6 protein-coding genes are annotated in these 13,308 nt (G+C 38.7%); 5 read left to right on the forward strand and 1 reads right to left on the reverse strand.

Translation table 11 applies throughout. The features are described 5' to 3' along the window. Positions 1–116: 116 nt before the first annotated feature. Positions 117–2,597 carry a hypothetical protein gene (locus G6N06_RS02695; protein WP_163514520.1) on the reverse strand — a complete coding sequence of 827 codons (2,481 nt, stop codon included), beginning with the start codon at positions 2,595–2,597 and terminating at the stop codon, positions 117–119. A gap of 216 nt (positions 2,598–2,813) precedes the next feature. On the opposite strand from G6N06_RS02695, the gene G6N06_RS02700 reads away from it, so the two are divergent. The 5 genes from G6N06_RS02700 (at position 2,814) to G6N06_RS02720 (ending at position 13,288) form a co-directional block, all read left to right on the forward strand. Beyond that, on the forward strand, positions 2,814–3,482 hold the full coding sequence (locus tag G6N06_RS02700) for a porin family protein (RefSeq protein WP_163514521.1): 669 nt from the start codon (positions 2,814–2,816) through the stop codon (positions 3,480–3,482). A 162-nt stretch (positions 3,483–3,644) separates the two neighbouring features. Further along, complete coding sequence (locus tag G6N06_RS02705) at positions 3,645–7,604, forward strand: AsmA family protein (RefSeq protein WP_163514522.1); 3,960 nt, start codon at positions 3,645–3,647, stop codon at positions 7,602–7,604. Between the two features lie 354 nt (positions 7,605–7,958). Continuing rightward, complete coding sequence (gene nrfH / locus G6N06_RS02710) at positions 7,959–8,558, forward strand: cytochrome c nitrite reductase small subunit (protein WP_163514523.1); 600 nt, start codon at positions 7,959–7,961, stop codon at positions 8,556–8,558. Positions 8,559–8,570: 12 nt separating this feature from the next. After that, a complete protein-coding gene (gene nrfA / locus G6N06_RS02715) occupies positions 8,571–10,070 on the forward strand; it encodes an ammonia-forming cytochrome c nitrite reductase (RefSeq protein ID WP_163514524.1) in 1,500 nt (499 codons plus the stop codon). Positions 10,071–10,135: 65 nt separating this feature from the next. Further along, complete coding sequence (locus tag G6N06_RS02720; protein WP_240337950.1) at positions 10,136–13,288, forward strand: cytochrome c biogenesis protein; 3,153 nt, start codon at positions 10,136–10,138, stop codon at positions 13,286–13,288. The last annotated feature ends 20 nt before the right edge of the window (positions 13,289–13,308 follow it).

The raw sequence follows: 13,308 nt of genomic DNA on the forward strand, positions 1-13,308 counted from the left end.
TTATACATAAAAAGAGGGTATCTCATAACACTTGAGATAGCCTCTTTTTCTAGTTTACCTGCGTTCTCCTATCAGAGACATGTCTCAAGTTTTCAATTCTATAGACTCGTTTTGATTTAAAAATGAGAATCTAATGAGATTGATCTTTCTTCAAAAATAACTGAACCATCATGAACAACTCCCTCAATAAATAAGGTCACGGGCACTTTAGGCGTTGCTATGGTCAACGTAATGTTGCCATATGCATCTGGCACAAGTTTAGGTTTCCAATCAACAGTACCATATTGTTTATAAAAATCATCGGTGTAATATTGATATTTCGGTACGTAGAATTTTTTCTCAACACTAAATGTCAAAGGCAGATCAACTCCTAATCCAGTCTTTCTGTTGTCCGGAAGATCAGAACCATAATAAGAATAGATTTTAAGAACCCCACCGGACCCCCTAACGCCATGACCCAATCCACCTTTATTGATTTCAACATAATCCACATTGTTGAGCGGGAAATGATTTAACATTGTTTGGTCCACGATCTGCACATCATCTAAAAAGACGGTCATTGGTTTTTTCTTAATCGTATAATCTATCACATCATCAGCAGGAGCTGAAGAGGATGACCTATGCCCTATAATATAAGGTCCATAATTTGCAGGCGAATTATTTTTAAGTCCGGAAGACCCTACATATAAAGCAAACCCTCCATTAAATTCATCAACAGTCAATCCTAAAAAATGTAGATAGTCAGTAAGTGTAGCAAATGACATTCTATCTGCCTCCTCAACAATTTTTATCTTTCCATATTTATGCTCGCCAAGCTTTTGGATTCTTGTCATGGTTTTACTTACCCGAGTTGAAACAGTTATTTCGTCCAATTGCTGCATATCATTCAATTTTTCAAATTGGATAGCATTGTTGAGGCTCATACTGATATTATAATCAAACTTCGGATTCAGATAGACTGATTTGGTAGACAGCTCGGGAATAGCGTTCGGAAACGATTGAACATATAGCTTTGCAGTCTCCAACTCATTGTTTTCCTTAACTTTGGACAAGTACAAACGGTTGTTCTCCATAGGAAACACATTGTCTATCATAAAACTTTTATCGTTTTTGTTGACCTTGAACGTTTGTGCATCGGTTTCACCTATGGCATGCATGAGATATGAGCTTGTTGGCTCGTTGCCCGGAGAATTTATATTGACCTTATATCTGATTCCCTGTTCAAAGGCATAATATGGCTTATTGGAGGTACTGAAAATACTGTTCCAATCATAACTGCTCCAACCTTGGGTAATTAACAGATTGTCCAATTCAAACTGTTTCTTAGCATCTATGTCAGTAAAATAATATTTGGCCTGTTCAATTTCTCCCTTAACATAGGGCTGCAAATAGACATAAGAGACCATATTATGATGTTTGTTATAGGATTTGGTCTCTTTGGGCAGGACCGAAACACTTATGTTGCTCAGGGACTTGGTATCTATATTTTTGAAATTAAGGGCTACAGCAACGGAGTCCTTTGTTTTTGATGCTGAAATGTCATCCGATGTCAAAATGTTCAATCCCTCATAATTGAAAAACAGTCGCTCAGAAATTGGTTGTTTGTTTTCATTGAAGAGCGTCAATATATGGACTCCAGGAGGAGCAATGGTCAAATCGATGGCTGTTGTCACGGTGGTCTGGTCAGTAAATCTGACATCGATTACAGTGGTTTTGTCTCCGTTGTGCCATAACAAACTATATGTTTTATTTTTTATTAAATCCAAACTTTCTGCATTGGTCACTACGGAAATAAAGACCTTTGACTTCGTTCTGTTAAGAGAAATAACAACTCCCCTTTCTTCAATTTTTTGGTTAAGATTGAAATCGAAATCCTTATTGCCATGAGTAAGCCTGATCCTATAAGGGGTATTAATCTCTGCAAACAATGGAAATTTACCGATGCCCAATTTATTGGTCTTAAAGGATGTCAACACCTCATTGTTTTTGCCAAATACCGTTCCTTCTATATAAGGTACACCATAACCCAAATTATCCTTGACTACCACCCCGACCGTGTTGGAGACGCCATGGAGAAGATGACCACTTTCCGGCAAAAACTGCGCATCCAACTCATTCGTTGTCCTTTGTGTTTCAATAAATTTCTCGCTATCCGGGTCTATAACTCTAATCGATTCTACATAATGATTTTGTTCTGTAAAATTAAGCATCCAATTGGTGTAGGCCTTTATCCTGTAATAGCCTGAAGTAAAGCTAGAATCAATAATGAAGGTATTTGATCCCACGCCATCCATTATCCTGATCAACTTTTTTGCTATGGTCTTATCGTTTTTATCTTCGATAGAAACATAAAGGTTGGTGGTAAGGTTGGAAGGCTTTTTATCCTTCTTGTCAAAAACATAAGCCGTGAAACCGATTGCCTCCCCTTTTATATAGGTTGATTTGTTAAGGTGCAAATAGGCAACTTCTCTTGCGCCTTCAGTATAATTCTGGTAGGCAGACAACAAATCGCTGTCGCCCTGGGCCAAAGCCAAGAAGCCATTTAGAATGACCGTTATAAGAAGAAAGGGCTTGTGGCTAGGTTTTAGGGTTTTCATGGCATAGAGGTTTAAAAACAAATATATCAAAAAATAGCACGGTTCAAATATTGTTTTCGCAGTATGACGGCAGATCAAAAAAGCATTATAGGGCAACATGGTGTCTATAGAGGCCGTTTGATATTAAAAGTAAATTATTCTGATTTAAAGTTAGAAAAACATGATGACATTTGAAATCGTTCTCGATGATATTACATAATCAAAAAAAATATCATCATGAATCACGCAAACAACAAACTCAAAATTCTAGGTCTCGCATATATCTTATGCGTGTCTTTTACCGTAACGGCACAAGATTTCACTTATGGGGCCAAAGCCGGTCTTAATATTGCAGAACTTAAATTTGATGACAATAGCACCATGAAATCACTTATAGGAGTTCATGCTGGCCTGTTCGGCAATTATGCCATCAACGAAAAATTTGCCATTCAGCCGGAGCTCTTCTTTTCAACCGGTGGCTCAAAATACAGTTATAATTATATTGTCGCCATGGCTGCTGATGTTGAAATGAGAAATACGGCAACTACTGCAAGTTATGAGGCTTCGGGAAAGATCAAAACGAGTTATATAACACTCCCGGTTATGTTGCAATTCAAAATTATAGATGCCCTTTATATAGAAGCTGGTCCTCAATACAACTTTTTACTCTCTATCAAAGAATCCTTTAATGATAGTCCCGAAGAAGACATTAAAGAATATTATAAAACTGGTACATTTGGATTTGGTGTAGGCATTGGCTATGATTTAACAGCCTTTGTTCCTGGTTTAAAGATCGGTGTGAGATATACCGGAGATCTTTCGGATATGAATAAAGAAGAGGTCGGTGCAGGAAACATAAAAAGCCAGATGTTTCAAGTAGGTGTTTCCTATGGATTCTCCAAGTAAGCACGTTCATAAATCAAATCAAATTAAAAAGGAGGCTGTCTTAAAGGCAGCCTCTTTTCTATTCGGACAAGCAAAGGCACCTCTTTGGTTGGTGAAAAAAATATTTCAACTGCAAGGCTTCATAGCCCAAATATTCTCCTTATTTTTCCATAAATTTCGACTTTGAAAACCCCAAAAGCCAAGATAGAAAAATCTGCAAAGCAACTATGGCTTAAAAGAATTACCATAAGCCTAATGGTCATCCTATTATTGCCCATTGGACTCTTCACCATTGGTTGGCTCAATAGGGATAGTGTTATTGACGTACTACAAGAGTGGTATGCCGAAAACACCTCTGGGACATTAACCATCGGCAAGGTAAATGCTCAGTTTTTAAGCGGCTTCCCAAATGTTGTTTTTACGCTCAAAGACATCAAACACACCAATAGAGATTCTATTTCTGACCAGGTGTCAAGCCTCGAGATCAACGAAGCAAAACTGGAAATAGGTGCTGGAAAGCTATTAAGAGGGCAGATTGTCTTTAAAGATATCACCATCAAAAATGCCGAATTCCATTCAGAGGTCATGTCGAACAAATCCTTAGCATATCATCAGCAACTAAAAAAAATCAAACAACAAGCAAGGCAAAAAGGTTTCCAACTACCAGATTGGGTCAATCCCACGGATGCGAACGTCGTTTTGGAAAATGTCAAATATATTACCAAGGACAGCGTTCTAAACAAATATTTCAATCTTCACATCCACAAAATTAAAGGGGCGTTTAGGGGAGATGGCTTAAAATTACAAGGCAACTCCAATATGGATATAACGGTCAACAACCTTGGATTCAATACTACCAAAGGCAGTTTCTTCAACGGCGCAGTAGTAAAAGGCGCCTATAATTTTAGTGTAGATTTGGAAAAGAACTTTATAGAAGTTTCAGAATTTCCACTTAAAATTGACGATCAGACCTTTCTCTTGAGTGCCAATTTTGATCTTACGGACATCACGGAATACAAATTTGAATTGCAGAACTCAAGTACAGATTTCAAGGCCCTTAAAGGTTTGCTTACGGATAGTATTTCTGAAAAACTCAAAAATTATGAGATCCTTAAGCCTCTCACAACCAATCTCAAATTAGCCGGAAAATTCGCCTATGGAAACAATCCTGATATAAATGCCAAATTTTCTACCACCGACAACGAGGTGATCATTGCCGATAAATTCCATTTTATGCAAACCTCTTTTAGCGGCCACCTGACCAACGATCTCTATAAGACCGATAGTTTAAGGAAGGAAAAAAAGTCGGTAAAGGATTTTAAAATCACCTTTGACACCTTGGTTTCCAAATTAGAGACAGTAAAAGTTGATATTCGCAATTCCTATTTTCAAAGCACGCCCGAAACCTTAAATTTTATAGACGCCAATGTGCGACTCCATGGGGATAACGAAGATTTAGCAACAATTATCGAAACCGACAATTTTGATTTTAAGGGAGGAAAATTCCGATTGGATGCGCACTTTTCGGGAGATATTCAACATCCTTTCGAATTTTTAAACAAGGCTACAGGGAGATTCAATTTGAACAATACACACGTTATCCTTAAAAAAAATGGACTGCAATTACCTGTACAATCTATTACTGTTTCGTTAGAAAGGGAAAACTCCATTTTAAAGGAGCTAACCATTAACTTGCCTAATGGTGAAGATTTAGTGTTAAAGGGAAGCTTAAAAAATATTGCGGGAATTTTATCCAAGGCGCCAACCGTCCCCACAACGAGTCAAATCTCATTAAATTCTAAAAACCTAAACGTCAATGAAGTGATTGCCATGGCGAAAAGCTTTGTGCCAAAAACCAATACGCCGGTGGACGATAGAAAAAATCTACACGAAACCCTTGAGGCCATTTATAGTCAATTCCATCCTCAGTTCAACATCAATGTGGATTCATTAAGATATAACGATGTGGTCATTTCAGACTTAATTTCGACTATGGAGTTGATCAATTCTGAAACTATTTTATTGAAGAATTTCGACTTCAAATACAATGAAGCAGTAACCAATCTGAAAGGTAATGTTAGGGTTCACGGACCACAAAGCATATTGAAAGATGCGGTCTATATGAATGCTGAAGCAAGTTCAAGTGGTCCCATCTCCGTTTTCAAAGAGTTGTTCAATATTCAGTTGTTCAGGATAGATTCAGGCGATTATAAGTTCAACGGACATGTTACCGGGAATGTAAAAGAACTCAGCGAGCTTCTGAATAGCGCACGGGGTGATTTGACCTTAACCAACACCAATCTCCACTATGAGCCTGCGGAAATGGATATCACAATGGATTCTCTATCCCTTTTTGTTGATAATTCTGATATTCTGCTTAAGGAATTCAATTTGGAAATTGATGACCTCCATTCCATAAATCTCGATGGAAGCATCAAACAGTTTCCAGTTTTTTTATTGGATGACAAAAAGGGATCGGGTGCTGTATTTTTGAATCTCACCGCAGCTTTTATCGACGGCGATGAGGTGTTGGCCACCATAAACTCCTTTAAGAATGAAGATAAACCAAAGGCCCAAAAGAGCAAAAAAGCATTACATAATATATTTGAAGACATCAACAGGTTCAACCCAAAGATTCAAATACGACTCGATTCTTTAAAATATAAAGGCTTGATAACAGAAAACATCAATTCCCAAATCTTTTTTGAAAATGATTCCATTCTTAAATTAAACCATTTGAATTTACATTATAAAGAGACGGTGGCAAACGCACATGGTGAAATCATAGCGCATTCGAGCCAGGTGGAGTTACTGAAGGATAATCCGTTTGACCTTGATTTTTCGGTCAAGGTAAAAGGGAAATCTGAAGATCTGAATGATTATTTAAAGACGACCAATTTCATATTTAAGTCGGGTGATTTTGAGTTTATCGGAAACTACAAAGCTGAGTCCAAAGATTTGAAGTTGTTGAATGCTGAGGGATTTGGCGACCTGAAAATGGCAGGGACAACTGTCGATTTCAAGGCTGCTGGGCTTCAAATCCCGGTAGACAGCCTGCATGTAGAAATAATCAACGATGTTGCAACGCTTAAGACGCTTGATATCCAATTGCCCGGAAAAAGCATGGTCTATTTTTCGGGGACCATTGATAATTTTTCAGGATTTATCAATGGACCACAGGATATCAACCAACACAGTTCCAGCTTTTCCATTTACGCCCCTTATTTGGACACCTCCCATATTAAGGAATTTATCGAATCGACAAAATCAAATCCAAAAATAAAGGACGCCAGGCCTTTTGATCTCAAAAAGTGGAAGTCGACCATGACAGATATCAACAGCTCATTTTATCCTGCAATAGACATCGAAATTGACACCTTAAAACATGATGATTTTAATGTCACCGATTTTGATTCGAAACTGTTGTTTGAAGAGGAGAATTTTATGATTGATGACATGGCGTTCAATAGCTTTGGGGGCAAGCTATCATTAGACCTCGCTTTAGGAGTTGAAAATACCGAAAACACTCCCTTCGTTATTGAAATGGAAGTCAATGACATAGCGCTCGATCAATTTCTGGACAGCGTAAATTATTTTAATAATGAAAATTTAAGGCAAGCCGATAGCATTAGAGGCTTTCTAAACTATGTGGTAAAAGCCACTGGAACGCTGGATGAACTAGGGAAGCTGAACATGGATTCAATGAATGGTACTCTGCAGTTGGATCTGGAAGATTTGGCGATTTATAACTACAAACCCCTAATGGAAGCTATTCCGTTGATGAAAGACGAGCGCTTTAAAAACCTGAGATTCCAACCCATTGTCCAAACTTTCGAAATCAAGAAAGGTGAAATCATCATCCCAAGAACAGAAATTCAGTCGTCAGCTCTCCATTTATTTGCCGAAGGCCGATTAAAACTAAAAGAACATATCAATATCTGGTTATCGGTGCCATGGACAAACCTAAAAAGCAGTGACGGTATAACTTTACCGGAAAAAACGATGTATGAAGGTGTAGGAGCTAAATTCTTTTTACAGTTGGTTCAAGATAAAAACAGTAAAAAGGCCAGAAAACAAAAGCTAAAAGTCAAGTTTAAACTTGGAAATAGAAAATTGCGAAAGATGCGGGCGAATTCAAAGTAACATCCCATGACTACAACAGCAAACTTTATAAAAATCCATGAAACAGCCGATTTCCCAACAAAAATTAATACTATTTAAGAATGTTTGATTTTTTTAGAACGATTCTAAATCAGTCAAAACTGAAGATAAAAAAGACTCATTATTTATCTTTAACAAAATAATTCCCCATCTTAGATACAGAATATGAACAGATTAAGAAATTAAAAGTCGTCGCAACAAATAGTCTTTCGCTTAACTTATCGGTAACGATTTTTGCTTGAACGATTTTCGTATTTGCTTTTTCAATTAAATATGACGAATATCAGTTAATCCAATAATCTATTTGGTTATTTTTAACATACAATTCACAATCGTATGAAGTTTAATTTAAAAATACTTCCGGAAAAAGGCTCTTCGTGGCGCACATTTGCGGTTTTTGCAATTGCGGTTGTAATGGGCATGGGGTTTTTTCTTATGCGTGAAGCTGAAGTGGTATCTTACCTATCAGATAATCCGCAAGCCTGCGTTAACTGTCACGTCATGACCCCAGTTTATAATAGTTGGATGCACAGTTCCCACAGAGAATGGGTGTCATGTAATGGCTGCCACGTTCCGCAAGACAATATTTTTAATTCCTATTATTTCAAGGCTAAGGATGGACTGTACCATTCGGCTGTTTTTACGGCCAGAGCAGAACCAGATGTCATCACCATGCGTGAAGCCTCAGAAGAGGTAGTTCAAAACAACTGTATCAGATGCCATGTCCAACAAGTGACCCAAGTCAAATATGATGGCTGGCTCGATAATCACAGAGAAAACCGCACCGAAAGAGCCTGTTGGACCTGCCATCAAGAAGTCCCACACGGCCGTATCCATGGACTATCGACCGTAAAATATAATATCGCCCCATTGCCAACCGATCAGGAAGAAATGGTCATCCCAGAATGGTTGGCAAAAGAAATTGAAGCACAATAAACCGTAATTATTATGAAAAATAAAGTTCTCTTCATCGTCACAATTGTAGTCGTCTTTTTATTAGGATTGCTTGCATCGAGTATCATTAACAGAAAAAGTGAAGCCAAGTACAAATATGTGCCTAGCGTTGTCATTGGGAAAAATGAACCTAGAAATGAAGAATGGGGAAAAAATTATCCAAGAGAATATCAATCCTATATGCAAACCGCAGATACGACCTTCCGCTCTTATCAAGGTGGTTCGGCCATGGTTGATATGTTGGAAGAAGATCCGAGAATGGTAGTACTTTGGGCAGGATATGCGTTCTCTAAAGATTACAATCAAGGTCGTGGTCACTTTTATGCCATTGAAGACCTTCATAATAGTTTACGGTCTGCAGCTCCTGAGAACAAAGAAGATGGTCCTATGCCAGCTACATGTTGGGCTTGTAAAAGTCCCGATGTGCCACGGTTAATGGATGAGCATGGTGTTGGGGAATTTTATGCGGGTACTTGGGCAGAAAACGTATCGGAAGTAGTCAATCCGATTGGTTGTGCAGATTGCCATGACCCAAACAATATGAAACTGCGTATTACAAGACCGGCGTTAGTAGAAGCTTTCCAGGCTATGGGCAAGGATATCAACAAGTCCACCCACCAAGAAATGCGCTCATTGGTTTGTGCACAATGCCACGTAGAGTATTATTTCAACAAAAACAAACCTGGACATGAAGGCACCAATTATCTGACTTTCCCATGGGAAAACGGATTTGCGGTTGAGGATATGGAAAAGTATTACGATGATATTGGATTTTCAGATTGGACACACGCTATCAGTAAAGCGCCAATGCTTAAGGCACAGCATCCTGATTATGAAATTTTCCTAACTGGAGTTCACGCCGATCGTGGGGTGTCCTGTGCCGATTGTCATATGCCCTATAAGAGTGAAGGCGGACAAAAGTTTACCGATCACCATTTACAATCGCCTTTAAACAATGTAGCCAACTCATGTCAAGTATGTCATAGAGAAGAAACTGACAAACTTATTGCCAACGTCTATGACAGACAACAAAAAGCCAATGAAAACAGAATCAAATTAGAAGATGTTTTGGTGAAAGCACATATTGAAGCAGGGAAAGCTTGGGAACTCGGGGCAACAGAGGAGCAAATGAAAGATATTTTGATGAGCATTCGTCACGCTCAATGGCGTTGGGATTATACTGCAGCGTCTCATGGTGGCTCGTTCCATTCGCCTGTAGAAATAGGACGTGTGTTGGGTAGTGGTCTCGCCGAAGCTCAAGAAGCACGAGTCAAGTTAGTTCGCCTATTAGCTGCTTTAGGGCATAATGAGCCTGTGGCAATGCCTGATATTTCAACGAAAGCAAAAGCACAGAAATATATCGGACTCGATATAGATCAATTAAGAAAGGATAAACAGAACTTTAAATCCAACACGTTACCAAAATGGCTGGAAGAGGCAAAAGCCCGCGAAGCTAAAATGGGCTCCAACAAAGTAGTAAGCACCAAAAAATAATCACATCCATATACGGACTAACCTCTTTCTATAAGGGCTTTTTTAAAAAAGCCACATCATTCTCTATGAAATTTATTTATCGTTTCTTTTCGTCTTCCGTTTTAGCCTTAGTTTTACTTTTAATCTTTGCGGTAGCCATGGCCACTGCAACGTTTATTGAAAATGATTTTGGCACAGATACCGCCTGGATCAAAGTTTATGATGCCTTATGGTTTGAATTGGTCATGGTGGGCTTAGCCTTGTGTTTTCTTGCCAATACCTTCAAATACAATTTATGGCGAAAGGAAAAATGGGCCATTCTTCTTTTTCACCTCGCCTTCATCATTATTATTATTGGGGCCGGAATTACACGTTATGATTCGTATGGTGGCATAATGCGGATTAGGGAAGGTGAAAGTTCCAATACTATTATTTCAGATAAAAACTATTTACAAGTTCATATATCCAACGGAAGTAAAACAAGACACCTTCAAAAGAAAAAGGAGTTTTCTCCACTGAACGATAATAGATTTACTATCCATACCGATATAGAAGATACGCCTGTGGTCATTTCCTTAAAGGAATTTGTGGCAGATGCCTTGCCGGAAATTGTTGATGATCCAGAAAAAGGAATTCCCTTGTTACAGATGATCACCACTTCTGGCAACGGGAGAGAAACTCTATTTTTAAACAAAGGAGAGGTAGAAGTTATCGGTCCCCACAAACATAAAGTAGGGTTTGAAGCGCAAGAAGAAGGGATCATTAATATTACCGAAGAAAACGGAGAGTTTATGATTTGGGCACCTCACCCACTCGACTTCTTCATCATGTCCGATCAAAAAGCAGGGGTCATCAAAGGGGATTCCCTTCAGCCCATGTCACTTAAGACTTTATACAGGCAGGGAGATTTGTCTTTTGTACCACTTTCATATCATCCTAAAGGCAGTATGAAATTGACCAGCACTTCAGAAAAACCACAGGATAATGATCCAACTAAGGATGATGCCGTCGTGCTCAATGTGACCGTTGGAGATAAAACGGAAGAAGTCATGCTTCTTTACAGAAAAGGTTTTTTGCCTACCACTCATGAAACTATTATTGATGGTATAAATCTGAGTTTTTCTTATGGCGCAATGCCCATTGAAATTCCCTTCGCTATCAAGTTAAATGATTTTCAATTGGAACGTTATCCTGGCTCTGAAAGTCCATCATCTTATGCCAGTGAAGTCACTGTTTTGGATGGTGACACTGAAATGCCGTTTCGGATCTATATGAACAATGTTTTAGATTATGGCGGATTTAGATTTTATCAGGCCAGTTATGATACCGACGAAAAAGGCACATTACTCGCCGTAAATCATGACGTCTTGGGTACCGCCACGACCTATATTGGTTATTTTTTACTGATGATAGGCATGTTCTTTACCCTCTTCGGAAAAAGTACGCGTTTCACCATCATTAGTAAAAAACTAAAGAAACTGAAACAAATCACCACGATTCTTCTGATTGCGCTATTTAGTTCCTTGACAACATCTGCGCAAGCTCCGATGCAAAAGGACTCGATACCTTCTGTAGCCGAATTGGTGAAAGCTCAAGAAATCGAGAACCAACATTCCGACTTGTTCGGACGTATTTTGGTCCAGGACATCGATGGGAGAATCAAACCCATCAATACTTTAGCTTCAGAGTTTTTACGTAAAATCTATGGCAAAACCACATTCACTTATAAAACAAATGATGAGAAAATAACTTTGGATGCCAACCAGGTATTTTTGGCAATGCACGTGTCACCAGGAGCATGGCAGAAAATTCCCGTTATAAAAATAGAAGCCATCAAAGGAGGGGATTTTTTCAAACCTCTTAAAATTACGGATGACGGTTATATCTCCTTTGATCATTTGATCAATCCAGAAGGCAATTATGTCCTATCCAAGATGGCCGAAGAAGCACATGCCAAGAAACCTGCAGAGCAGAACGAATTTGATAAGGAAGTCATCAGAGTTGATGAGCGCTTTAATATACTATTCAATATTTTCTCCGGAAACTATTTGAATATTTTCCCAAATAGTTTGGATGAAACGGATAAGTGGTTCAGTTATACCCACCACTTTAACGACTTTCCGGCAGAAGACGGCATATTTGTTCAAAATATCACACGAACCTATTTTAACGATATCGCCGCCCATAATTGGGCAGGCGCTACTGATAAACTTTCTTATATAGACACCTATCAATCTACGTTGGGCAAACACATCATCCCTTCCGAAGAACGAATTGAAGCCGAATTATGGTACAACCAAATGAATCTTAATTTTTGGTTATTTCAGACCTTTTTCACTATTGGTTTGATCATGCTCGTCTTGGCGCTTTCAAAAATATTCGTTCAAAAACGATTTATAAATGTCCTTTGGGATATTCTCGTGTTAATTTCATTGATCAGTTTCTTGATATTTACAGGAAACATTCTGCTGCGTTGGTATATTGCACAACATCCACCATGGAGCAACGGTTATGAAATGATGGTTTTTGTAGCTTGGGTATTGATGCTCTGCGGATTGATGACCTTTAGAAAATCTGATTTCTCATTGCCATTGGCAACTTTATTTACGGGCTCCCTCCTATTTGTAAGCTACCTCGATTGGTTAAACCCAGAGATCACCAATTTAATGCCGGTCCTAAAATCGTCTTTTTGGCTCAAGGTTCACGTGGCAACAATTGTCAGTAGTTATGCGCCCTTGGCATTATCTGCCGTATTGGGCTTTATGGCGCTAATTTTAATGATCATCAGAACCAAAAGCAGCGCCTATAAAATTGATATCCGCATAAAAGAACTCACGTATATCAATGAGATCTCCATGACCATAGGCTTGTTTGTATTGACTATTGGCACCTTTTTAGGTGGTGTTTGGGCCAACGAATCGTGGGGCCGCTATTGGGCATGGGATCCAAAGGAAACCTGGGCATTGATTTCAATCATTATTTATGCCATCGTCTTACACTTACGACTGGTTCCGGCACTTAAAAGTCGCTTTACCCTGAACGTGGCCAGTGTGTTTGCATTCGGTTCCATTATCATGACCTCTTTTGGGGTGAACTACTATTTAACGGGTCTGCATAGTTATGCTGCGGGTGACCCTATCCCTGTTCCGAAGTTTATTTATATATTAACGGCGGTTGTCATAATTGTATCCATCATAGCTTATATAAGAGTGCGAAAACCTAAAAAGAAAGTGGGTTAATATTCACATAACATTTTTGT

It is taken from the genome of Gelidibacter japonicus (genome assembly GCF_010725055.1).
Lineage (GTDB): Bacteria > Bacteroidota > Bacteroidia > Flavobacteriales > Flavobacteriaceae > Gelidibacter > Gelidibacter japonicus.

Excerpts from the sequence above, each read along its gene's own strand:
- G6N06_RS02695 (WP_163514520.1), bottom strand. The coding sequence starts at position 2,597 with ATGAAAACCCTAAAACCTAGCCACAAGCCCTTTCTTCTTATAACGGTC.
- G6N06_RS02700 (WP_163514521.1), top strand. The coding sequence starts at position 2,814 with ATGAATCACGCAAACAACAAACTCAAAATTCTAGGTCTCGCATATATC.
- nrfA (WP_163514524.1), top strand. The coding sequence starts at position 8,571 with ATGAAAAATAAAGTTCTCTTCATCGTCACAATTGTAGTCGTCTTTTTA.
- nrfH (WP_163514523.1), top strand. The coding sequence starts at position 7,959 with ATGAAGTTTAATTTAAAAATACTTCCGGAAAAAGGCTCTTCGTGGCGC.
- G6N06_RS02720 (WP_240337950.1), top strand. The coding sequence starts at position 10,136 with ATGAAATTTATTTATCGTTTCTTTTCGTCTTCCGTTTTAGCCTTAGTT.